Source organism: Acidobacteriota bacterium, from assembly GCA_016712445.1.
Lineage (GTDB): Bacteria > Pseudomonadota > Alphaproteobacteria > Caulobacterales > Hyphomonadaceae > Hyphomonas.
In genome coordinates this window covers 520,126-543,449 of record JADJRB010000001.1, presented here as the reverse complement: position 1 = coordinate 543,449, position 23,324 = coordinate 520,126, and the positions used below count along the sequence as shown (strand labels likewise).

At 66.3% G+C, this 23,324-nt stretch carries 15 protein-coding genes; 9 read left to right on the top strand and 6 right to left on the bottom strand.

Annotation, left to right across the window (positions count from 1 at the left end):
- Position 1: 1 nt before the first annotated feature.
- Both pbpC and msrA read left to right on the top strand, forming a co-directional pair.
- A complete protein-coding gene (gene pbpC, locus IPK75_02765; protein ID MBK8197267.1) occupies positions 2–2,011 on the top strand; it encodes a penicillin-binding protein 1C in 2,010 nt (669 codons plus the stop codon).
- A gap of 137 nt (positions 2,012–2,148) precedes the next feature.
- Positions 2,149–2,790: a peptide-methionine (S)-S-oxide reductase MsrA gene (gene msrA, locus IPK75_02760; GenBank protein MBK8197266.1), complete on the top strand. Its 642-nt coding sequence runs from the start codon at positions 2,149–2,151 to the stop codon at positions 2,788–2,790.
- A gap of 3 nt (positions 2,791–2,793) precedes the next feature.
- Here msrA and IPK75_02755 read toward each other — a convergent pair whose 3' ends face one another.
- On the bottom strand, positions 2,794–4,353 hold the full coding sequence (locus IPK75_02755; protein ID MBK8197265.1) for a glycosyltransferase family 39 protein: 1,560 nt from the start codon (positions 4,351–4,353) through the stop codon (positions 2,794–2,796).
- A 258-nt stretch (positions 4,354–4,611) separates the two neighbouring features.
- Here IPK75_02755 and IPK75_02750 point away from each other — a divergent pair, with 258 nt between their 5' ends.
- The 3 genes from IPK75_02750 to aguB all read left to right on the top strand — a co-directional run bounded on the left by IPK75_02750 (position 4,612) and on the right by aguB (position 9,708).
- Entirely contained in the window at positions 4,612–7,776 is a 3,165-nt protein-coding gene (locus IPK75_02750) for a TonB-dependent receptor (protein ID MBK8197264.1), read from the top strand.
- Between the two features lie 92 nt (positions 7,777–7,868).
- A complete protein-coding gene (locus IPK75_02745; protein MBK8197263.1) occupies positions 7,869–8,852 on the top strand; it encodes an agmatine deiminase family protein in 984 nt (327 codons plus the stop codon).
- 13 nt (positions 8,853–8,865) lie between these two features.
- Positions 8,866–9,708: an N-carbamoylputrescine amidase gene (aguB, locus tag IPK75_02740; GenBank protein ID MBK8197262.1), complete on the top strand. Its 843-nt coding sequence runs from the start codon at positions 8,866–8,868 to the stop codon at positions 9,706–9,708.
- On the opposite strand, the gene IPK75_02735 is transcribed toward aguB, so the two are convergent.
- The 3 genes from IPK75_02735 to IPK75_02725 form a co-directional block, all read right to left on the bottom strand.
- Positions 9,705–11,555 carry a GGDEF domain-containing protein gene (locus IPK75_02735; GenBank protein ID MBK8197261.1) on the bottom strand — a complete coding sequence of 617 codons (1,851 nt, stop codon included), beginning with the start codon at positions 11,553–11,555 and terminating at the stop codon, positions 9,705–9,707. The two genes, aguB and IPK75_02735, sit on opposite strands and share 4 nt — an antisense overlap.
- A gap of 78 nt (positions 11,556–11,633) precedes the next feature.
- Entirely contained in the window at positions 11,634–14,018 is a 2,385-nt protein-coding gene (locus IPK75_02730; GenBank protein MBK8197260.1) for a transketolase, read from the bottom strand.
- Between the two features lie 50 nt (positions 14,019–14,068).
- Positions 14,069–14,386 (bottom strand): hypothetical protein, encoded by a 318-nt coding sequence (locus IPK75_02725; protein MBK8197259.1) that lies wholly within the window; start codon positions 14,384–14,386, stop codon positions 14,069–14,071.
- 127 nt (positions 14,387–14,513) lie between these two features.
- Between IPK75_02725 and IPK75_02720 the strand changes: the two genes are divergently transcribed.
- Positions 14,514–15,383: a glutamate racemase gene (locus IPK75_02720; GenBank protein ID MBK8197258.1), complete on the top strand. Its 870-nt coding sequence runs from the start codon at positions 14,514–14,516 to the stop codon at positions 15,381–15,383.
- Here IPK75_02720 and IPK75_02715 read toward each other — a convergent pair.
- Positions 15,329–16,522: a type III PLP-dependent enzyme gene (locus tag IPK75_02715; GenBank protein ID MBK8197257.1), complete on the bottom strand. Its 1,194-nt coding sequence runs from the start codon at positions 16,520–16,522 to the stop codon at positions 15,329–15,331. The genes IPK75_02720 and IPK75_02715 overlap by 55 nt on opposite strands.
- A 263-nt stretch (positions 16,523–16,785) precedes the next feature.
- Between IPK75_02715 and IPK75_02710 the strand changes: the two genes are divergently transcribed.
- Positions 16,786–17,889 carry a substrate-binding domain-containing protein gene (locus tag IPK75_02710; protein ID MBK8197256.1) on the top strand — a complete coding sequence of 368 codons (1,104 nt, stop codon included), beginning with the start codon at positions 16,786–16,788 and terminating at the stop codon, positions 17,887–17,889.
- 71 nt (positions 17,890–17,960) lie between these two features.
- On the opposite strand, the gene IPK75_02705 is transcribed toward IPK75_02710, so the two are convergent.
- On the bottom strand, positions 17,961–19,073 hold the full coding sequence (locus IPK75_02705; GenBank protein MBK8197255.1) for a glycosyltransferase family 1 protein: 1,113 nt from the start codon (positions 19,071–19,073) through the stop codon (positions 17,961–17,963).
- Positions 19,074–19,268: 195 nt separating this feature from the next.
- Between IPK75_02705 and IPK75_02700 the strand changes: the two genes are divergently transcribed.
- Positions 19,269–20,063, top strand: a complete 795-nt coding sequence (locus IPK75_02700; protein ID MBK8197254.1) for a GGDEF domain-containing protein — start codon at positions 19,269–19,271, stop codon at positions 20,061–20,063.
- A 126-nt stretch (positions 20,064–20,189) separates the two neighbouring features.
- On the top strand, positions 20,190–23,324 hold the full coding sequence (gene putA, locus IPK75_02695; protein MBK8197253.1) for a bifunctional proline dehydrogenase/L-glutamate gamma-semialdehyde dehydrogenase PutA: 3,135 nt from the start codon (positions 20,190–20,192) through the stop codon (positions 23,322–23,324).

Genomic DNA, 23,324 nt, shown 5'->3' with positions numbered 1-23,324 from the left:
GATGCTGTTGCTGGACGCGCTGTTTCCGCCGCCGCTGACGCGGGCGCACGTCAACTCGGTGCTGGTGACCGACCGGCACGGCAAGCCGCTGCGGGCATTTGCGGCGCCGGACGGGCGCTGGCGGTTTGCGGTGAGGCTGGAGGACGTGGACCCGGCTTTTCTCGACGCGCTGGTGCGGGTGGAGGACAAGCGGTTCTGGCGCCATCACGGGACGGACTGGTCCGGCATGGCGCGCGCGGTGATCGACAGCGCGGCGGCGGGGCGGATCGTGTCGGGCGGCTCGACCATCACGATGCAGACCGCGCGGATGCTGGAGCCGCGGCCGCGCAATATCGGCTCGAAGCTGGTGGAGCTGTGGCGGGCGAACCAGCTGGAGCGGCGGTTCAGCAAGGAGGAGATTCTTGAGCTCTACCTGACGCTGACGCCGTATGGCGGCAACCTGGAAGGGGTGCGGGCGGCGAGCTGGAGCTATTTCGGGCATGAGGCGGATCATCTGTCGTCGGATGAAATTGCGCTACTGATCGCGCTGCCGCAGTCGCCTGAGGTGCGCCGTCCGGACCGGCGGCCGGCGCAGGCGAAGAAGGCGCGCGACTGGGTGGCGGCGAAGCTGAGCACCTATGGCGTATTTGCGCCCGAAGAGGCCGAGGAGGTGGCGGCGCTGCCGGTGCCGGCGCGGCGGCTGGATTTTCCGGACCGGGCCTGGCACGGCGCGGATGCGGTGCTGGCGAGCGGGCGGCGCGAGGACGTGCGCTCGACGCTGGACGCCGGCCTGCAGGCGGAGCTTGAGCGGATCGCGCTGACGCGCGCCGAGGCGGAAGGCCCCGACGTGCAGGTCTCGGCGATCGTGGTGCATGTGCCGACGCGGGCAGTGCGCGCGCTGGTCGGCTCGGCCTCGCGTGACCGCGCGGGCGGGTGGATCGACCTGACCAACCGCTCGCGCTCGCCGGGCTCGACGCTGAAGCCGTTCATCTATGGCATGGCTTTCGACGACGGCATCGCCTCGGCGGATACGCGCGTGGAAGACCTGCCGCACCAGTTTGCGGGTTACCAGCCGGAGAATTTCGACCGGATGTTCCGGGGCGATGTGCGCGTGTCCGACGCGCTCCAGCATTCGCTGAATATACCGGCCGTGCTGATGCTCGACCGGATCGGGACGGAGCGGTTTTCGGCGCAGCTGGCGATGGCCGGTGCGCGGCCGCGTTATAGCGGCGCCTCCGGGCACAGCGCCGGCCTCGCGCTGGCCCTCGGCGGGGCGGGGCTGACCGAGCGGGAACTGGCGCTGCTCTATGCGGCGCTGGGCGATGGCGGCGTGGCCAAGCCGCTGGTGTTCCGCGCCGACGAGGAGCGCGCCAACTATGAGGCGCCGGGCCGGCGGCTGATGGGCGAGGCGAGCGCGGCGGAGATCATCCGTATCCTGCAGGGTTCGCCGGCGCCTGCGGGCCGCATGCCGGGCCGCCTGACACAGGGCGCGCCGCAGATCGCGTTCAAGACCGGCACGTCCTACGGCTTCCGGGATGCCTGGGCGGCGGCCGTGTCGGGCGACCATGTGATCGTGGTCTGGATCGGCCGTGCCGACGGCGCACCGCGCACCGGCGTGACCGGGCGGGACGGCGCGCTGCCGGTGCTGTTCGAGATGGCGGACAGGGTGTCGCACCATCTGCGCGATGACGGGGAGTCGCGGGCGCGCCTGACGACCGAGCCGATTAAAAAATCGAAAGGTGCGCAGCGCCAGCTGACCGCCGAGCGTCCGCCGGAAATCCTGTTCCCGCCGGAGGGCGCGCAGCTCTGGGCGGGTCCGGTCAACGGGCAGCCGGGGCGGCCGTTCGTGCTGGCCGGGCGCGGGCAGGGCGCGCTGAGCTGGTATGTGGACGGGACGCCGACCGAGCGCGACGACGCGGGCGCGCCGATCTGGCAGCCGCGCCAGCCGGGTTTCTACCAGGTTACCGCCGTCGACGCAGAGGGGCGTTCGGCCCGCGTAAGAGTCCGGGTACTGACTGAAAATCCGGCATAGCGCGTCGCATTTTGGTCACATGGCCGTGAGAATTGCGATTTCGCTGTCCATACAGTCTTCATTCACCCGGACTCCGCAACTATTTCCCAATCCGGGCATGATAGCCTCCCGTCCCTGAATGTGAGTTCCGAGTAGCCATGCAGCGTCCCGCCTTTGTCATTGCCATCACCGCCGGCGTCCTGGCCACCGGCCTTGCGTTCTTCTCGAGCGCCGGCGCGGAAGACCGCCGGTTCGACGACCCGCCGGCGCGCGTGGCGACGGCCGTGTTCGCGGGCGGGTGCTTCTGGTGCGTGGAAGCCGACTTCGACAAGGTCGACGGCGTGATCGAGACGATCTCGGGTTATACCGGCGGTCATGTCGACAACCCGACCTACAAGCAGGTCACGCGCGGCGACACCGGACATTACGAGGCCGTGAAGGTTACCTACGATCCGGCGAAGGTCTCTTACGACGAGCTGGCGCAGTATTTCGTGCGCCATATCGATCCGACCGACGCGAAAGGCCAGTTCTGCGACAAGGGCACGAGCTATCGCTCGGCGATCTTCGTGTCGGGACAAGGCGAGCGCGACTCGGCCGAGACCGTGCTGGATGATGCCGGCAAGGTGCTGAAGCGGGACGTGGTGACCGAGGTGCTGCCTGCCGGCGCGTTCTGGCCGGCCGAGGACTACCATCAGGATTACCACATCCGCAGCGCCGTGAAGTATGACTTCTATCGCAGCGCCTGTGGCCGCGATGCCCGGGTCGAGCAACTCTGGGGCAAGGCGCCGAAAGGCTCCTGAGGCCTAGTCCTTTGCCGGGCAGGGTGGCTCGGGAAATTCCTTCTGGTTCGCATAGAGCGCTTCCCACTCCGCGGTGCGGGCGGGGGGATTGTAGCCGGTTGCGATATAGAGCTGGAGCACGCGCGTGATCGGGCAGCCATTGCCGCGCGCGCCGAGGTCAATGCGGATCTGGCCGGCGGGCTCGAAACTTTCGAAATCACTGCGCAGCTTCGGACGCATGCCGGGATGCAGCGAGGCGACCAGGACGCGGCCGGTGTTCGTCTCGTCGAGCGGCTGGCGTTCGGAGAAGCTCTTGGGTCCCGGATAGCGCCGCCATGAGATCAGCGGAACGGTGCGGTCGCGGCCGTAGAAGTCGAGGCCGTGCCAGGCTTCGCGCTCGTCGACCAGCACGGCGGTGGCGCCGGTGCGTTCGGCTTCGGCGAACAGCTGTTCGGCGGCCATGTCCCAGCCGCGGGTGCGCTTGAGGGCATTGTCGATTCCGAGCGCGCGCGTCTGGGCGGGCGAAAGCTGCGGGACGACGAGGAAGATCACGGCCACGAGCGCGTTTACGGCGAGGCTTGCCCAGAGGACGGCCGGGCGGCGGGCAAACCAGCTGGCCAGCAGCAGGCCGGCGCCGGGATAGGCGGTGGCGGCCCAGTTGGCGTGGGCGCGCGACAGGACTGCCTGGCCGAGGATAAAGACTAGCACGGGCAATACGAAACAGAGGAGCCAGCGGCCGGGCGCCGCGTCGCTGCCGCCGTTCAGGCGCCAGCCCGCGAGGCCGGCGAGCAGGGCGAGGAAACTGACCGGGCCGAACACCCCCATCTGGTCGGCGAGGAAAGTCAGAGCGTTTTCAGGGTGGAAGAGGTCGCCGCCGAGATTGGCGTTGTCGACCGTGTGGCCGACGGTCTGGAAATCGTTGGCGGCGTTCCAGGCGAAGTGCGGCGCGACGACCACGGCCATCACGGCGAGGGCGGCGGCGCCGGCCCGGGAGAGCATGGCCCGGCGCATCGGCGCATCGACCGCGCAGGCGAGGGCGAGGCCGATGAGGAAATAGAGCATCGCGTATTTCGACAGGATGCCGAGGCCGAGGGCGAGGCCGAGGGGGGCGGCGGCCGCGAGGCCCGCGCCGCTGCGCAGGCGCCAGGCAAAATACAGGCCCGCACACCAGAAGGGCATCAGCACGCCGTCGGTCGACAGGACGCTCGAGGCGAGCGTGACGGCGGGCATCAGCGCGTACAGGAGTGCGGCGTAAACCCCTGTCTTTGCTGAAAACATCGCCCGTCCGGCGAGGAAGACGAAGCCGGCGGCAACTGTATGCAGGAAAGGCGCGGCGAGGCGCACCGACCATTCCGAATCGCCGAACAGCGCGGTCATCACATGGATGACCCAGGCGATCATCGGCGGCTTGGAATAGTAGCCCCAGGCGAGGTGCTGCGACCAGCGCCAGTACTGCGCTTCGTCCGCATACAGATCAAGCGGTGAGGTCAGCACGGCCGCAGCCCGCACCGCCAGGAGCAGGGCGAGTGACCCCAGCACCAGCCGGGCTTCGGGACTTCTTGGCAGGCGAAGTGCGGCTGGCATGATCGATTCGGGTTGAATTCCCCCTTATGGCGGATGCGCGCGGAAAATTACAACTCAGTTTGCGGCCCAACTGGCCAGTTCCTGCTCACAGGCGTGTCATTTTTGCATCGCAACGAAAAAACAACACGTCGTTTTGCACCCGCAGCAGAACCTTCAATTGTCTGTCACTTAACTGTCATGTAGCGGGGCTAAGGCCGAGCGGAAACCGGGGCGGCACGAGGGCGCACCGGTAGGGTCTACAACTTCGGGGAAGACACCATGATCAAGAACTTTTTCGTGCGCACCGCGTCCATTGCTGCCATCGCAGCGCTGGCACCTGTTGCGGCTGTCCATGCACAAGTCACCACGTCGTCTGCACGCGGTGTCGTCACCGACTCGGCCGGACAGGCCGTTGCCGGCGCAACCGTCACGATCGTCCACGAGCCGACCGGCACCGTGACGACCGCCACGACCGGCCTGAACGGCCAGTACACCGCGCAAAACCTGCGCATCGGCGGCCCGTTCAGCGTCACCGTCACCGGTGAAGGCGTCTCCGCCAGCCGCGTCGAGAACGTCTACACGAGCCTCGGCGACACGTCGGTTGTCAACATTGTCACCGCCGCGGCCGACGACACGGCACGCCTCGACACCGTCGTCGTGACCGGCGCCGCCCAGATCGCGCAAGTCGCGACCGGCCCGTCCTCCACCTTCAACCTCGCGACCCTTGAAAACTCGCCAGCGATCAACCGCGACGTCAAGGACATCATCCGCCTCGACCCGCGCGTCTACATCGACCCGAACGCTGGCGGCGCCGCCGGTTCGGACGGTATCCAGTGCGCCGGTGCGAGCACCCGCTACAACTCGCTGACCGTTGACGGCGTCCGCCTCAACGACAACTTCGGCCTGAACACCAACGGCTACCCGACCGAGCGCATCCCGTTCTCGTACGACGCCATCGAGCAGGTGTCGGTCGAACTGGCTCCGTTCGACGTGCTGTACGGTTCGTTCACCGCCTGTAACATCAACGCCGTCACCAAGGGCGGCACGAACGAGATCCACGGCGGTCTGTTCTACGACTATTCGAGCGACGCCCTGACCGGCGATAGCACGGACGGCATCGAGCGTGACCTCGGCGACTTCGACGAGAAACGCTACGGCATCCACGTCGGCGCCCCGATCATCAAGGACAAGCTGTTCATCTTCGGTGCCTACGAGAAATACGAAGGCGCCAACATCTTCGGCCAGACCTCGGAAGATGTCGGCATCTCGCAGGCGCTGTATGACAGCATCATCGCGACGGCCGTGAACCAGTATGGCTATGTCTCGGGCGGCCTGCCGACCTCGGCCGCGGTGGAAGACGAGAAGATCTTCGCGAAGATCGACTGGAACATCACCGACACCCAGCGCGCCGAGTTCACCTACACGCAGAACGAAGGCAACAACTTCTTCCCGTCGGACTCCAGCTCCTCGCAGATCGCTGACGGCAACCACTACTACCAGCGCACCTCGCAGCTGGAATCTTACACGGCGGCCCTGTTCTCTGACTGGACCCCGAACTTCAACACCGAGCTGCGCGCTTCGAAACTGCAGCTCGACAACAGCCAGGTTCCGGTTGCCGGTTACGACGCCTTCGGCGAAGTGCAGATCCGCGTCACGCGCGACCTGTTCCCGGGCACCACGACGATCTACCTCGGCGCTGACGACAGCCGTCACTCGAACAAGCTGAACTACGACCTGATGAACTACAAGGCCGCTGCCAACTGGCAGGTCGGTGACCACCTGCTGACCGCCGGTGTCGAGCGTGAAGAGTTCGAAGTGTTCAACCTGTTCGTCCAGCAGTCGCTGGGTGAATGGCGCTTCGCAAGCCAGGCGGCATTCGCAGCCGGCGACTACAACTTCTTCAACTACACCAACTCGGCCGGCACCAACGACCCCAACGACGCCGCTGCTTCGTTCGGCTACGAAATCACCACCGGTTACCTGCAGGACAACTGGCAGATCACCGACAATTTCGACATCACTGCCGGTATCCGTTACGACTACTATACCACCAGCGATTCCCCGGCCTACAACGCGGCTTTCGAGACGCGCTACGGCTTCCGCAACGATGAGACGCTGGACGGCGAAGGCATCATCCAGCCGCGCATCGGCTTCAACCTGGAAGTCAATCCGGACGTGAAGTTCCACGGCGGCGTGGGCCTGTTCTCTGGCGGCAACCCGAACGTCTGGCTGTCGAACAACTACTCCAACAACGGCGTCATCCTGGCCGACTACGTCATCACGTCGGGCAACGTGAACACGGATGTCTACCCGACCGGTGGCAGCCCGTTCTTCGACGTGCCGCAGACGGCCATCGACTTTGTCACCAACGCTTCGGGCGTCGGCAACGTCAACGCGCTCGACCCGGACTTCAAGATCCCGTCCGAGTGGAAGGTCGCCTTCGGCGGCGTGTTCAACGTCGACACCGGCCTGCCGCTGCTTGGCGATGACCTGCGCGTCCAGGCTGACATGCTGCTGTCGAAAACCAACGAATCCGCGATTGTCGTTCCGCTGGGCTATGTCCAGTCGGGCGTCGGCCCGGATGGCCGTCCGATCTACCGCGGCACCAGCAACACCAACGACTTCATGCTGACCAACGCCGAAAACAAAGGCAGCGCGAAAGTCTACTCGATCGCCGTGTCGAAAGACTATGACAACGGCTTCGACTGGTCGCTGGGCTATGCCTACACGGACGCCGTGGATACCAACCCGATGACCTCGTCGGTCGCGTTCTCGAACTTCTCGAACTTCGCTACCTTCGACGCCGTCAACATCCCGACCGCGACGACCGACTACGAAGTCGCTCACCGCTTCACCCTGAAACTGGACTACGAGCACGACTTCATCGGCGATTACACGTCGCGGATCTCGCTGTTCGGATCGGCCAACGAAGGCGCGCCTTACAGCTACACCTTCGCCCGCAACACGCTGTTCGAACCGAACTCGTTCGCCAACAGCCGCCAGCTGGCCTACATCCCGACCGGCGTGAACGACCCGCTGATCGCTGCGGCTTCCAACGCTGCCGCTGTCGCTGCGCTGAACGACTTCATCGCCAGCCACGACATCCTCAACGACTACCGTGGCCAGATCGCGCCGCGCAACATCGCTGCGGATGACTGGTGGACGACGTTCGACCTGCGCCTGTCGCAAGACCTTCCGGGCCTTCGCAAGGAAGACCACACGCAGGTCTACATGGTCATCGAGAACCTCGGTAACCTGATCAACGACGAGTGGGGCATCTCGCGCGAGCACGGCTTCCCGGGCAACGCAGAGCTCTACACGGCCACGATCAACGGCTCGAACCAGTACGTGATCAGCGCCTTCAACTCGGCCGTCGACAACGACGCCATCGTGGTTGACCCGTCGCTGTGGAAAATCCGCTTCGGCATCAAGTACAAGTTCTAAGCGGCAATTCCGCTCGGACACACCATATGAAGGGCGGCCTTTCGGGGCCGCCCTTTTCCTTTGGGTGAAGCTATGGCAAGGCGCAGCGCAACATGACCGGACCAAATCCCTTCCTCGCGCCCGAATGGGCGCCGCAGGCCGCCCTCTGGGCGGGCTGGCCGCGCCTTGCCGAAGAGTGGGGCGGCGACCTCACGGCGGCGCGCGCCGACATTGCGGCTTTCGTTCACGCGGCGGCGGCGCATGTGAAGGTGAAGCTGGCCATCGGCTCGGACGAGGCGATGGCCTCGGCGCTGGCGGCGACCGGCGCGGCGGCGGAGCGGGTAAGCCTGCCGACCGGCGACATCTGGCTGCGCGATACCGGCCCGATCATCACGGGGGCAGGGGCAAACCGGCAGGCGCAGGTGTTCCGGTTCAATGGCTGGGGCGGCAAGTACCTGATGGACGGCGACTCCGACACGGCGGCCGCGCTGGCGCTGCACGAGGGCCTCGGCGCGCATGTGCATGATTTCGTGCTGGAAGGCGGCGGCATCGATGTGGACGGCGAGGGCCGGCTGCTGACGACGCGCCAGTGCCTGCTGAACCCGAACCGCAATCCGAAGCTCAACGCCGACCAGATCGAGGGCCACCTGCGCGCGGCGCTGGGGGTGGAGGAGATCATCTGGCTCGGCGACGGGCTGGCGAACGATCATACCGACGGGCATGTCGACAATATCGCGCGGTTCATCGGACCGGGGCATGTATTGTGCCAGCACCCTGCGGACGAGGATGATCCGAACACGGACGTGCTGCGCGAGATCGAGCGCACGCTGGCGGCAGCAGGCCTGATGGTGTCGACCATCCCGTCGCCGGGGCGCGTGCATTTCGGAGACGGCGTGCCGGTGCCGGCGAGCCACATGAACTTCACGATCACCAATGGCGCCGTGCTGGTGCCGGTTTACGAGGACCGGTTCAGCGCGGTGGCGCTGGCCGAGCTCAAAGCGCTGTTCCCGGCGCGCGAGGTGATCGGTCTTTCCGCACGCGGCATCCTTGCCGGCGGCGGCAGTTTCCATTGCATGACCCGCGAAATCCCCGCCTGAAGGAGGCCTTTCCATGCCCCGCACGCTGACCCTCGCCGCCATCCAGTTCGCACCGTCCGATGACGTGCAGGACAATATCGACCGCGTTGCCGGCTTCGTCCGCGAAGCCGCGGCGAAGGGCGCAGACGTCGTGCTGCCGCCGGAACTCTTCTGCGGCGTGTATTTCTGCAAAACGCAGGAAGAGGAACACTTCGCCCGGGCAATGGAATGGCAGGAGCATCCGGCGGTTCGTCAGTTGGCTGAGCTTGCGGCCGAGCTGGGCGTGGTGATCCCGGTCTCGATCTACGAGAAGGACGGGCCGCACTATTTCAATTCGGTGGTGATGATCGATGCGGACGGCACGCCGCTCGGCGTCTATCGCAAGAGCCACATTCCGGATGGCCCCGGCTATCAGGAGAAGTATTACTTCCGGCCCGGCGACACTGGCTTCCGGACCTGGAGCACGCTGAAGGGGCGCATCGGCGTCGGCATCTGCTGGGACCAGTGGTTCCCGGAGGCGGCCCGCGCGATGGCCATGATGGGCGCCGACGCGCTGCTCTATCCGACCGCGATTGGCGCCGAGCCGCAGGATGCCGGCCTCGACACGGCCGCGCGCTGGCGCCGGGGCATGCAGGGGCATGCCGTCGCGAACGTCATCCCGGTCGTTGCCGCCAACCGGATTGGCGACGAAGGCGGTCAGGTGTTCTACGGCACGAGCTTCATCACCGATGAGACGGGCGAGATCGCTGCGGAGTTCGGGCGCAGCGAGCAGGGCGTGCTGGTGGCATCCTTTGATCTCGATCAGATCGATCAGGCGCGGGCGGCGTGGGGCTTCTTCCGCGACCGGCGGAGCGACCTCTACGACATCCTGATCTAGCGCCGGGCGCGCTCGTCACTCCCGTGGGTGTCATTGGCCGCTATCCGGCCGTGATCATTCGTCCGTGCAAAGAAGATACCGGCGGACGGCAGAAGCTTGAAGGGGCGATGTGGCCGGCGGCGTTCGGAGACGCGCTGGTCAGCGATGCGCACCATGCCGCGGCCCGCTTGCTTGACCGCGTAAAGCTCGACATCGGCCTGTTTCAGCATGGCAGCAAGGTCGCCGTGATCGGCGCGGAAGGCCACGCCGACGCTGGCATCAATGCGCAGCGTCACGTTCTCGAATGCAACCGGCTGGCGGTTTTCCTGCAGGTAGTCGCCGGCGAGCTGGATGATCTCCATGCGGCTGAGTGACTGGTAGCATAGGACCACGAATTCGTCGCCGCCAAGCCGGAAGACGTCGCCCTTGCCCTTGAACACGGCGCGCAGGCGCTCGCCGACCGCGGCGAGCACGGCGTCGCCGGCGGCGTGGCCGTGGCGGTCGTTGACCGGTTTGAAATCATCCAGGTCGATGGCAATGGCGGCGCCGTAGCGGCGGGAAGGTTCGCGGGCTTCAAGCTCCAGAACGGAGGTCAGCAGGCGACGATTGCCGAGACCGGTCAGCATGTCGTTGTTGGCCCAGAGTTCGGCCTGGCGCGCGCGCCCACCGAGGATGGCCGACAGGTGCGCGAGCGTGAACGCAAAGGAAAGCGGCACGACGAAATGATTGATCGGCAGGTAGGGCGTGATGTTGAACAGGCGCAGGTAGATCCACACCGTCGCAAGGAAGCAGGGCGTCCACGCGGCGAGCAGGTTGCGGGCGCCGGGCAGCCTGCGGAAGGTGAGCCAGCCGAGGCCCGCGATCAGGATGAGTGGGCCGAGACCTGTCGCGACGAGGTAGGCGAGGCGGGCGAGCCAGACGGGCAGGAGGGCGCTGAGGCCCGTGAGCGCGGCGACGCCGGCGAGGACGAGGAAGACGCCATTGATGCGCGGGGCGGCGCGGCGAAGGTCGAGGAAGCGGATGATGAACAGCGTGCCGAAGGCGATCAGCACGGCTTGCGCGGCGTAGACGAGGGCGTTCAGGTCCAGTCCAGCTGCGCCGCCGAAGATGGCGCGCATCAGGCCGGACGAGATGAGGATATAGGCCGCGGCCGAAAGGCTGAAGCAGAAATAGGCACGGTAGGCCGAGCGCGTCTGACCGAACGACATCGAGACGGCATAGAGCGCAAAGGCGAGCGCCGTGCCGGCGATCAGGCTCCAGATCAGGGCATCGCGGGTGATGGCGTGAGAGAAGTGGCTGGCCGAGACAATCCGCATCGGGAAGAACAGGACGGTATCGCTCCGGACACGGACGTAATAGTCGCGCGTCTCGCCGGGGCCGAGGAGCAGTTGGAAGGTGGGGTAGCCGGTCGCCACCGCGGCGCCGGAAATTGGGGCGGCGGCACCCGCGGTGCTGCGGGCGAGCAGGCCGCCGGGCAGGGGCTCGAACAGATCGACCTGTTCGAGATAGGGGAAGCTGATGACAAACATGCCGCTGCGCGGCGCGGGCGCAGAATTGGTGAGGCGGAAGCGGATCCAGACATCGCCGTCCGGCGATTTGACCTGTGGCACGGCGGCCGCAGGGCGGGTGAAGGCGAGCGGGGCGGCGCCGGAGACGACCGCCTCGGGCGGCAGGGCGCGGTCTGCGCCTGTCACGATCTCGGCGGGCAGGCTGAGGTCAGGCGCCCGGTCGAGCGCGGCGAGGTCCAGCGCCTGGGGGGCGGCGAGGGCTGTCGAGGCAAAGACCAGCCAGAGACCGGCGAGGCCCGCCGCAAGCCGCCAGCGGCGCGTCGGCGCAAGGTCCAAGGCTGTGGGCAGAAGGCGGCGCATGCCTTGGTATAGGGGATGGAAGTAAACTTCGGGTTGATCTGTCCGGCGGAAAAAAGCCAAGTCTGCTGACTCTGCAGCCTAAAGCACCCTTCCCGGCGACAGGTGGCTGGCGGCCGAGACGATGGCGTCCGCGTCGATCTGGAAGTGGCGGTAGAGGTCGCGGATCGTACCGGTCTGGCCGAAATGTTCGACGCCGAGGGGCGTGACGGCGTGGCCTTTGACGCCGCCGATCCAGGCGAGGGTAGCGGGGTGGCCATCGGTGACGGTGATCAGCTGGCAGTGCGGCGGCACGCCTTCCATCAGGCGCTCGATCTGGCTTTTCGCCTTGTGCTGGCCGCGCGCGCGGGCGCGGCGGGCGGCGGTCCATCCGGAATTCAGTCTGTCTGCGGAGGTTACGGCTAGCACGCCGATGTCGCGGCGGCCTTCGCCGATGCGGGCGGCAGCCTTGATCGCTTCCGGCGCGATGACGCCCTGGTAGGCAATGACGACTTCACAGTTCGGCCCGGGCTGGCGCAGCCAGTAGCCGCCGTCGATGACGCCTTGGCGGAAGGCGTCGTCGTCGCGCTTCCAGACGCGCACCTGTTCGAGCGGGCGGGTGGAGAGGCGCAGGTAGACCGAGCCGCCGGTCTCGTCGCGCAGCCAGGTGCGCTCGTCGGGGTCGCCTTCGCCGTCGCGCTGCAGGTAGTCGAACGACCAGTCCATGATGATCGAAAGCTCGTCTAGGAAGGCGGGCTCGAAGGAGACGAGGCCGTCCTGGCTCATGCCGATGAGCTGCGCGCCGATGGATTGGTGGGCGCCGCCTTCGGGGGCGAGCGTGACGCCGGAGGGCGTGCCCGCGATGATGAAGCGCGCGTCCTGGTAGCAGGCATAGTTCAGCGCATCGAGGCCGCGCGCAATGAAGGGATCGTAGACGGTGCCGATCGGGATGAGGCGCTCGCCGAAGAGGGAATGCGAGAGGCCGGCCGCGCCGAGCAGCAGGAAGAGGTTCATCTCGGCGATGCCGAGTTCGATGTGCTGGCCTTCGGGTGAGAAACTCCATTTCTGGGCGGAGGGAATTTTCTCGTCGCGGAATGTGTCGGCGACGTTTTCGCGGGCGAAGAGGCCGCGCCGGTTGACCCAGGGGCCGAGATTGGTGGAGACGGTGACGTCCGGCGAGGTCGTCAGTATGCGGCGGGACAGCTCGGTGTCGGTGCGGGCGAGCGCGTCGAGGATCTTTCCGAAGCCGGCCTGGCTCGATAGCATCTCGTCGTCGAGGAAGACCGGGCCGGGGGAGGGCACGGCGGGCGACGTGTAGCGGCGGGGGCCGGCCGCAAAGAAGGGAACATCCTTCAGGAAGTTCCTGATTTCGCCCGGGTTCTGCACGCCGGCGAGGGGCTCCCATTCGGCGCCTTCGGCAATGCCCATCATCTTCTGGAACTCGGCCATCTGGGCCTTGGTCATCAGGCCGGAATGGTTGTCCTTGTGGCCGGCGAGCGGCGTGCCCCAGCCCTTGATCGTGTAGGCGAGGAAGACGGTGGGCGTCTCGTCCGTCGCGCGGTCGAAAGCGTCGCAGAGGGTGGCGAGGCATTGTCCGCCGAGATTATTCATCAGGGTGCTGAGTTCTGCGTCGCTGCGCTTCTCGATCAGCGCGGTGACGGGGCCCTGGTCGCCGATATCGTCGAGCAGGCGTTTGCGCCAGGCGGCGCCGCCAAGATAGGTGAGCGCAGAGTAGAGCGAGTTCGGGCAGGCCTCGATCCAGTCCTTCAGCCGCTGGCCGCCGGGTTCCTCGAAGGCGGCGCGCTGCAGGGCGCCGAAGCGCAGCACTTCGACGCGCCAGCCAAACGCCTTGAAGATGGCTTCGACGCGCGCCCAGAGGCCTTCATGGACGACGCCGTCGAGGCTCTGGCGGTTATAGTCGATGATCCACCAGGTATTGCGAAGCCCGTGCTTCCAGCCTTCCTGCAGGCACTCATAGACGTTGCCTTCATCAAGCTCTGCGTCGCCGACAAGCGCGACCATCCGGCCGGCGGGGCGCCTGGAGGAGCCAAGATCCGTCCACGGACGAGCGATCAGGTAGTCCTGGATAAGCGAGGCGAAGGCGGTCTCCGCGACGCCAAGGCCGACCGAGCCGGTAGAGAAATCGACGTCGTCGATGTCCTTGGTGCGCGAGGGATAGGACTGCGCGCCGCCATAGGCGCGGAAGTTTTCAAGCTTCTCGCGCGTCTGGTTGCCCATCAGGTAGTGCATCGCGTGGAACACCGGCGCGGCATGCGGCTTGACGGCGACGCGGTCTTCCGGGCGCAGGACATGGAAATAAAGCGCGGTCAGGATCGACACCATCGACGCACAGCTCGCCTGGTGGCCGCCGACCTTGACGTCGTCGTCTTCCTTGTCGCGCAGGTGATTGGCGTTGTGCACGGTCCAGGCCGCCAGCCAGAGCAGGCGCTGTTCCAGTGTCTTCAATGTATCAAGGGGAAGGGTCATGCCCCGAGGTAAAGCAGGGCGCGGGCCAAGTCCATGGGGCCGGAATCAGTTCAGCCGCGGCGGGCCTTGTCGAACAGGTTGGTGAGCGTCGTGCCCGGCATCGCGTGCATCGTCTGCACCCAGGACGGCAGGCCCTGCAGGATGTCGGCTGTGTCCGACCAGCGGCGCACATTGGCATCGGCGGCGCGTTGGAAAGCTTCGCGCATGTAGTTCTCGTCCGAACCGTCGAAGCCGTCCGACAGGGTGATCGAGGACAGGCTCATCATGCCCTTCTGCATGGTCAGCAGATTGTCCAGCGAAGCCGCCGTGATCGTCGTGTAGGCCCGCCAGGAGCTCAGCCAGAAATCCATCATTTCGCGCTTTCCCATCCGTTGAGCCTCCGACGCTAACCCTCGATTGTGCGCTGCACAACAAGTTTTATGCCACCCGGCGCAGGCCGGCCGCGGTGTCGCCCCGATTGCGCCCCGCCGGAATGCGCCTAGATTCGCGCGAGCCATGAGTGAAACGATGCCCTTTACCTTCGAACCCTCGCCTGCACGCGGGCGCGTCCTGGTGTTTGATTCCGGGGTGGGCGGGCTGACAGTGGCCGGCGAAATCCGCGCGCTGGGACCGCGCCTGTCCGTTCACTACGCCGCCGATACCGGGTTTTTCCCATATGGGGACAAGTCGGACGAGGCCCTGAGGGCGCGGCTGCCGAGGGTGGCGAAGGCGCTGGTCGAGGCGGTCGAACCGGATGTGTTCGTGATTGCCTGCAATACGGCGAGCACGCTGGCGCTGGCGGAAGTGCGCGCGGCGCTGGACATCCCGGTGGTCGGCACGGTGCCGGCGATCAAGCCGGCGGCGCGGCTGACGGAGACCGGCACGATCGGCCTGCTGGCGACGCCGGGCACGATCCGGCGGGCCTACACGGCGCGGCTGATCGAGGAATTTGCCGCCGGCAAACGGGTGATCCTGCATGGCAGCCTCGAGCTGGTGAGGCTGGCCGAGGCGCATGCGCGGGGGGAGGATGTGCCGCCCGAGGCCTATGCGGCGGCGCAGGCGCCGTTGTTCGAGGCCGAGGGCGGCGAGGCGATCGACACGATCGTGCTGGCCTGCACGCACTTCCCGCTGGTGCGCGGCCAGTTGATCGCGACGGCGCCGCGGCCCGTTTCCTATATCGATTCAGGCGCCGCGATTGCGCGCCAGACGATCCGTGTACTGCCGGAGAATACTCATTCCGGCGGGCAGGGAGGCACAGCCAGCCTCACCAGCCCGCCGGATGAGACGGATGGCATCACGCGCGTCCTGAGACGCTACGGGTTTCCTGAGATTCAGTTCGTCGCTTTGGCGCCGAACGCGACGACTTCCGCACCAACCGAGCCGTAAAGCGTCGGCCAGGGCGCATCCTGCACAATGGCGGTGTCGGCTTCGCCGAAACCATTGAAGCGGGTCGCCATCGCGCGGCCATAGGCGCCGATGTTGCCGAATTCGATATAGTCGCCTTCGGTCAGGCCGGCGGGCAGCCAGACTTTCTCGGCGAGCATGTCGGTCGAGTCGCAGGTCGGGCCGTACACGGAGTATTCCACCATGCGGCCGAGCTTGCGGGCATCGCCGGCGATCGCGCGCACCGGGAAGTCCCAGCGTTCGTGCACCGCATCATATAGCGAGCCGTACGAGCCGTCGTTGATGTAGAGCGTGTTGCCCTTGGCAAGGTCGACGCGCACGAGAAGGCTCTCGGCTTCGGCGACCAGCGCGCGGCCCGGCTCGCACCAGAGTTCGGCGTTCTCGAGCACGAACATGTTCTCGAACGAGCGCATCACCATGGCGACATAGTCGTCCATTTCCGGCGGCGCCTTGTCGGCGTAGATCGCAGGGAAGCCGCCGCCGACATCGACGATGTCCACGGTCACGCCGGCATCGATGATGATGCGGCTGGCATCGGCCATGGCCTGGGCCCAGGCGGTGGGTTTCATCGCCTGGCTGCCGACATGGAAGGACACGCCGACTTCGTCCGCATGGCGGCGGGCGAGGCGGAGGATCTCAGCGGCTTCTTCCGGGCCGGCACCGAACTTGCCGGCGAGCGGCAGCGCCGAGCCTTCGCACGAGACAGCGATCCGCACGAGAATGGTCAGGTCTTTCGCGTGGCCGGTGGCTTCGACGATCTTGTTGAGCTCCGCCACCGTGTCGGTGACGAAGATGCGCACGCCGTAGTTTTCGTAGGCGCGCTTGATCGCGTGACGCGGTTTCACGGGGTGCAGGAACGCGATCCGCGCGCCGGGGAAGCGGCCGTGGATGAGCGCGATCTCTTTTTCCGAGGCGGCGTCAAAGCTGCGCACGCCGGCGTCCCAGAGGGCGTCGAGCACGTGCGGGGCCGGGTTGGCCTTGACGGCATAGAAGGGCTGGGCCGGGAATTTCTCGACGAACCAGCGCGCAGCCGCCGTCACGCGTTTCGGACGGAAGCAATAGACCGGCAGTTCCGGTTGTTCGGAACGCACAATATTATACGGGGTCGCGTAAGTGTGCATGACACCTAACCTCCAAAGGGCTTCAAACCAGCTTTGGGCGTTAGTACAGGGGGCCCCCCTTATCGGGTTAGCCCAGATGTCCGCCACATCAATTTCGAGGGGTCAAATAGGAGATAATTCCCGGAGTTGCAAGAAGAAATTTCGCCCCTGTCCGGACTGTCACAAAAGTATCGTTTTTCCTCTACAAGACCGTCATGCAACACGCGTATGGCGAAGGCCCGAATCCCCAGTTATTGCGGGCCAAACCAAGCGGAGACGACCCCATGTTCACGTCCTTTGTCAAAGCGGCCTTTCCGGCGGCGTTAATCATGGCGGCGGCCGCCTGCGGCCAGAGCGACCTGTCGAAACTGGAAGATGATTCGGCTGCTGCGCCCGTCGCTGCGGCCGCCGTCGACCAGAAGATCAAGATCGTCGGTTCCTCGACCGTTGCCCCGTTCTCGCGCACCATCGCCGAGCGTTTCGGCGCCACGACCTCCTTCGGCACGCCGATTGTCGAATCGACCGGCACGGGCGGCGGCTTCAAGGCATTCTGCGCGGGTGTCGGCCCGATGCAGCCGTCGATTTCCAACGCCTCGCGCCCGATCAAGGATTCCGAGCGCAACCTGTGCGTCGCGGCCGGCGTCACCAGCATCACCGAAATCCCGCTCGGCTATGACGGCATCGTCATCGGCAATGCCAAGGAAGGCCCGCAATTCGACCTGACCAAGCCGGAGCTCTATCTCGCGCTCGCCAAGGACATTCCGGACGGCGCCGGCGGCTTCAAGCCGAACCCCTACAAGACCTGGAACGAGGTTGCGCCGAACCTGCCCGCCAAGCCGATCCTCGTGCTCGGCCCGCCGCCGACCTCCGGCACGCGCGATGCCTTCGTCGAACTCGGCATGGAACTCGGCGCGCTGGAAGTGCCGGAACTCGCCGCGCTGAAGAAGTCGGATGAGGAAGCGTTCAAGGCCTACGCCCACACGATCCGCACGGACGGTGCCTGGGTCGATTTCGGTGAGAACGACACGGCCATCGTGCAGTCGCTCGTCAAGTCGCCGGACGCCATCGGCGTGCTCGGTTTCTCCTTCCTCGAGCAGAACGGCGACCGGGTGAAAGGCGCCCATCTCGGCGGCATCGAGCCGACCTTCGAGAACATCACCACCGGCCAGTACGGTCTCGCCCGCGTGATGTATTTCTACGTCAAGGACCAGAACATCCCGCTGGTGCCTGGCCTCGTCGAATTCGTCACCGAGTCGGTGAGCGACGGCGCTGCCGGCGAAGATGGCTACCTGATCGAGAAGGGCCTGATCCCTCTGCACCCGGATGAACTTGGCAAGGCGCAGGAAGCGGCTGCGACTTTGAAAGCGGCCGCAACCACCACGCCGTAACCGGCGCCAGAAGGCGAAGCCCGGGCGCTGTTGAGGCAGCTGCCCGGGCTTCTTCGTGTCTGGAGGTCAGGTCAGGCGACCGGCACGTCCGGTTTCGCCTTGCGGCGGCGGATACGGATCTTGTGCCAGAAACGGCGGCGCTGCGGTGGCGGCAGCGGCTGCAGGTTTTCGAGGAAGACTTCGGCGCAGGCCCGCCAGCTATAGGTTTCAGCGTGGGCGCGCGCCGCTTCACGGCTCAGCGACAGGCAGTCGAGGGCGCCCTTGGCGAGATCGCCGTCCAGCGGCGTGATCGTGCCGGCGCCGGATCCGGGGATGACATCGCGCGGGCCGGTGGCATCGAAAGCGGCGACCGGTGTGCCGGCGGCCATCGCTTCGAGCACGACAAGGCCGAACGTGTCGGTGAGGCTCGGGAAGACGAACACATCGGCGCTCGCATAGATGGTCGAGAGTTCGTCGCCGAACTTCGCACCCATGAAGACGGCGTCCTTGTACTCGGCCTTCAACTCTTCCAGCGACGGACCGTCGCCGACGATCACCTTGGTGCCCGGCAGGTTGAGCCCGACGAAGGCTTCGATATTTTTCTCGACCGCCACACGGCCGACATACAGGAAGATCGGGCGCGCGAGCCCCGCGAAGGGATCGCCGGGCTGGCCTTCCTCGACGCGCTTGAGCGGCGTGAAGGTTTCGGTGTCGACGCCCCGGCTCCAGGCGACAAGGTTCGAAAAGCCGTGACCTTCCAGCTCGGCCATCAGCGACGGCGTCGCGACCATGACCTTGCCGGAATACTTGTGGAACCAGCGCACGAAGGAATAGCCCCAGCTCACCGGTACCGGCAGGCGCGCGGAAACATATTCGGGAAAGCGCGTGTGATAGGCGGTCGAGAAAGGGTGTTTCTCGGTCAGGCAGACCGCGCGGGCGGCCATGCCGAGCGTGCCTTCGGTGGCGATGTGCACCGCGTCGGGCTCGAACTCGTGGAAGATGCTGCTGATGCGCGGACGGCCCCAGAGGCCCATCTTGATTTCGGGATAAGTCGGCAGCGGCATGGTCATGAAGCCGGCGCCCGGATGCACGATCTCCCAGACATGGCCCATCGCCTCGGTCTCGGCGATGATGCGCTTCATCGTGCGCACGACGCCATTGACCTGCGGGTCCCAGGCGTCGGTGACGAGCATAATTCGCATCAGGGCTCCATCCTGGCCGCGAGGCCGATCGCAACATGGCGGGCTTGAATTGGGCCGTAAAGGCCTAGCTACCCCAACCCCCGTCAAGGACCCACCCGTCCCGGCGGTATAAGCGCGCCCTTCCGGCCTGTGAAGCGCCCAGCGGCAGGCCGGCGCGTCTCAGCCTTTCCTTAAGCAATATCGTGCATTCTGCAGAATATGATACAGGCGCGCGCCCTCATGAAGCTTGACTGGTCTGCGCAAGGCCGCGCGCGGGTCTACGCGCTGATGGCCGTCGGCACGCTGGTCTGCATCGGGGTCGCGTTTGCGGTCGACAGCTATGACGTGGCCGCGGGCGGCTGGCGCTGGGGCGCCGACCCGGTGAACAATGTCGTGATACCGCTGGTGCTGGCGCCGCCGTTTTTCTTCCTGTTGCTCGACAAGATGCGCCAGCTGGCGATCGCCCACAAGGAACTGATGACGGTCGCGGCGACCGACAGCCTGACCTCGCTGCTCAACCGGCGCGCCTTCACCGAACTGGTCGATGGCTACCTCAAGCGGGTCGAGGAATCCGACCGCCGGGGCGGTGGCGCGCTGCTCGTGATTGACGTCGACCACTTCAAGGCGGTGAACGACCATTTCGGCCACCAGAAGGGCGACGAGGCCCTGAAGCTCATCGCGAAGACGATTCGCGAAACGGTACGCGATACCGACCTCGTCGGCCGGGTGGGCGGTGAGGAATTCTGCGTGTTCATGCCGGGCCAGGCGCCCGACAGCGCCGCCGATGTGGCCGAACGTATCCGCCAGGCGGTGGCGCGGGCGGACTTCACGCCGGACGGCGCGCGCCATGCCTTGTCGATCAGCGTAGGCGGGGTCGCCTTCGACCAGCCGTTCGCTTTCAGCGACCTCTATCGCAGCGCCGACGAGCGCCTGTATGCGGCCAAGCACAATGGGCGCAACCGGGTCGAGTTCCGCGTGCAGGCCCCCGGCGGCTTCCAGGCGACGCTGCACTAGCGCGCCCGGAAAACCAATCGCCGCCAAATTCCTCTCGCTCATCAAGGCGCGCGCGGGTATTCTTGCGCCAAGCCTGCGTCGCAGGCGCAAGACTTTGCCTCTTTCCTAGTGAGCCCGCCTGTTCCCATGCCTGATACACTTGCCTCGCTCCCGGTCGACTGGGATGCGCTCGACGCCCTGAAATTTGCTGATGAGGAGGCGCTCCTCGAGGGCTTGCTCAAAAAGGGCGTGCTGCCCGGACCCGTGCGCGAGGGCGCCGTGCGCCGGGGCCGCGAGCTGGTGACGCTGGCGCGGGCCAAAGGGCGGCGCAAGGGCATGATGGAGAGCTTCCTCGAGGAATTCGGCCTGACCAATTCCGAAGGTCTCGCGCTGATGTGCCTTGCCGAAGCGTTGCTGCGTGTGCCGGATGCGGCGACGCGCGATGACCTGATCGCGGAGAAGATCCGTTCCGGCAACTGGGGCGCCCATCAGGGACAATCTGACAGCTGGCTCGTCAACGCGTCCACCTGGGGCCTGATGCTGACCGGCCGTGTCATCGGCGCGCCGGAAAGCGCGAAGAAAGGGCCATCGGCCTTCGTCGGCGGCCTGATCCGCCAGAGCGGCGAGCCGGTGATCCGTGCGGCGATGATGCAGGCGATGCGCATCATGGGCGAACAGTTCGTCCTTGGGCGGACGGTTGAGGAAGCGCTGAAGCGCGGCCGGCGGATGGTGAAGTCGGGCGATGCGGCGCACTTCTCGTTCGACATGCTGGGCGAGGGTGCGCGCACCGCGTCAGACGCGGCGCGCTATTTCAAGGCCTACGAGAACGCCATCGCGGCCGTCGCGGCCGACAAGGACCCGGCGCTGCTGCCGGAACATGCCAATGGCGTGTCGGTCAAGCTCTCGGCGCTGCATCCGCGCTACCTTGCGGTCAAGGAAGCGCGCGTGATGGCCGAGATGTATCCGAAGGTGCTGAAGCTCTGCGAGCAGGCCAAGGCGGCGAATATCGGCCTCTGCCTCGACGCGGAAGAGGCGCACCGGCTGGTCATCAGCCTGAAGATCTTCGAGAAGCTGGCACGGGAGCCGTCGCTGGACGGCTGGACGGGACTGGGGCTTGCGGTGCAGGCCTACCAGAAGCGGGCGCTGGCGGTGATCGAGCGGCTTTCAACGCTGGCCGAGGTGACCGGGCGCCGGTTCATGGTGCGGCTCGTGAAGGGCGCCTATTGGGACTCCGAAATCAAGAACGCGCAGGTCGAAGGCTATTCGAACTTCCCGGTGTTCACCACCAAGCAGGGCACCGATGTGCACTACCTCGCCTGCGCGAAGGCGATGCTGGCCGCTTCGCCGGCGATCTATCCCTGCTTTGCGACGCACAATGCGCACACGCTGGCGGCGGTTGACCTGCTGGCGGGCGCAGCCGGCGTGTCTGCGTTCGAATTCCAGCGCCTGCACGGCATGGGCGAGCCGCTCTATGAGGCGGCCGATGCGGGCGGGCGCGTGCGCGTCTACGCCCCGGTCGGCGCGCATGAAGACCTGCTGCCTTACCTCGTCCGCCGTCTGCTGGAGAACGGCGCGAACACGAGCTTCGTGCATTCCTTCCTGGATGAGGCGGTGCCGCCCGAGCAGGTCGTGACTGACCCTGTGGCCAAGGTGGAAGTTGGCCCGCGCCGGCATCCGCGCATTCCCACGCCGCCGCGCCTTTATGGCAGTGGACGGAGGAATTCGATGGGGCACGATCTCAGCCAGGCCGGGGTGCGCGCCGGGTTTGCGGCAGCCGTGAAGGCGCTGGATGACGGTCCGGCGCTGGCCGCGGGCGCGCTCGTGTCGGGACAGGCCGTCAGCGGCGGAGGCGACATGGTGCGTGCGCCGGCCGATACGTCGCGCGTTATTGGCGCGGCGCTGGAAGCCGACGCCGCTACAATCGATCGTGCGCTTGATGCGGCCGTGGCGGCGCAGCCGGCCTGGGATGCGCTGGGCGGCGCAAAGCGCGCCGAATACCTGCATGCAATGGCCGATGCGATGGAGGCCGAAGCGCCGCGCCTGATCGCCATCATGTCGCGCGAAGCCGGCAAGACCTTGCCGGACGGCATTGCCGAAGTGCGCGAGGCGGTGGATTTCTGCCGCTACTATGCGCAGCAGGCGGCCTCTGACTTCGCAGCGCCCGTGCGCCTGCCGGGGCCGACGGGCGAAACCAACCATCTGTCCTTGCACGGACGAGGTGTGTTCTGCTGCATCAGTCCGTGGAATTTCCCGCTCGCCATCTTCACCGGCCAGATCGCTGCGGCGCTGGCGGCCGGCAATACGGTCGTGGCGAAGCCCGCCGAGCAGACGCCGCTGATTGCCTTCGAGGCGGTGCGCCTGTTCCACAAAGCCGGCCTGCCGGTGGACTCGCTGCACCTCCTGCCGGGGCGCGGCGAGACAGTCGGCGCGAAACTGACAGCGGACCTGCGCGTGTCAGGCGTCTGTTTCACCGGCGGCACGTCCACCGCGCGCCTGATCAACCGAACGCTCGCGCACCGCGACGGGCCGATCATTCCGCTGATCGCCGAGACCGGCGGGCTGAACGGCCTGTTCGTCGACACCACGGCGCTGCGCGAACAAGTGATCGACGACATGATCGTGTCAGCCTTCGGCTCGGCCGGCCAGCGCTGTTCGGCGCTGCGCATCGCCTTCCTGCCGAACGCCACCGCCGACACGCTGATCGAAGGCCTGAAGGGCGCGATGAACGAGTTGAAGATGGGCGATCCGGCCTTGCCCGACACCGATACCGGTCCGGTGATCGATGCCGAAGCGCGCGGGCTGCTCGAGAAGCATCTGGCGCGCATGGCGACGGAGGCGAAAGTCCTGCACCAGATCGACCCGGGCGCGATGGGCGCCGGCGGCTGCGGCTTCGGCCCGGCGCTGGTCGAGCTCAAGTCGCTCGACCAGATCACCGAGGAGACCTTCGGGCCGGTGCTGCATGTGCTGCGCTATGATCCCGACAATATTGCGGCCACCGGGGCAGCGCTGCACGCGAAAGGCTACGGGCTGACGCTGGGCATCCACTCGCGGCTGGAAAGCTTCCATGCCGCCGTGAAGGCCGCGATGCCGGCGGGCAATACCTATGTGAACCGCTCAATGATCGGGGCCGTGGTCGGCGTGCAGCCATTCGGGGGCGAGGGCCTTTCGGGCACCGGACCCAAGGCAGGCGGACCGCATTATCTCCATCGTTTTGCCACCGAGCGGGTGGTAAGTGTGAACATCACGGCGCAGGGCGGCGACGCCGAACTGCTCAGCCTCTGA

Excerpts from the sequence above, each read along its gene's own strand:
- pbpC (MBK8197267.1), top strand. The coding sequence starts at position 2 with ATGCTGTTGCTGGACGCGCTGTTTCCGCCGCCGCTGACGCGGGCGCAC.
- msrA (MBK8197266.1), top strand. The coding sequence starts at position 2,149 with ATGCAGCGTCCCGCCTTTGTCATTGCCATCACCGCCGGCGTCCTGGCC.
- IPK75_02755 (MBK8197265.1), bottom strand. The coding sequence starts at position 4,353 with ATGCCAGCCGCACTTCGCCTGCCAAGAAGTCCCGAAGCCCGGCTGGTG.
- IPK75_02750 (MBK8197264.1), top strand. The coding sequence starts at position 4,612 with ATGATCAAGAACTTTTTCGTGCGCACCGCGTCCATTGCTGCCATCGCA.
- IPK75_02745 (MBK8197263.1), top strand. The coding sequence starts at position 7,869 with ATGACCGGACCAAATCCCTTCCTCGCGCCCGAATGGGCGCCGCAGGCC.
- aguB (MBK8197262.1), top strand. The coding sequence starts at position 8,866 with ATGCCCCGCACGCTGACCCTCGCCGCCATCCAGTTCGCACCGTCCGAT.
- IPK75_02735 (MBK8197261.1), bottom strand. The coding sequence starts at position 11,555 with ATGCGCCGCCTTCTGCCCACAGCCTTGGACCTTGCGCCGACGCGCCGC.
- IPK75_02730 (MBK8197260.1), bottom strand. The coding sequence starts at position 14,018 with ATGACCCTTCCCCTTGATACATTGAAGACACTGGAACAGCGCCTGCTC.
- IPK75_02725 (MBK8197259.1), bottom strand. The coding sequence starts at position 14,386 with ATGGGAAAGCGCGAAATGATGGATTTCTGGCTGAGCTCCTGGCGGGCC.
- IPK75_02720 (MBK8197258.1), top strand. The coding sequence starts at position 14,514 with ATGAGTGAAACGATGCCCTTTACCTTCGAACCCTCGCCTGCACGCGGG.
- IPK75_02715 (MBK8197257.1), bottom strand. The coding sequence starts at position 16,522 with ATGCACACTTACGCGACCCCGTATAATATTGTGCGTTCCGAACAACCG.
- IPK75_02710 (MBK8197256.1), top strand. The coding sequence starts at position 16,786 with ATGTTCACGTCCTTTGTCAAAGCGGCCTTTCCGGCGGCGTTAATCATG.
- IPK75_02700 (MBK8197254.1), top strand. The coding sequence starts at position 19,269 with ATGATACAGGCGCGCGCCCTCATGAAGCTTGACTGGTCTGCGCAAGGC.
- putA (MBK8197253.1), top strand. The coding sequence starts at position 20,190 with ATGCCTGATACACTTGCCTCGCTCCCGGTCGACTGGGATGCGCTCGAC.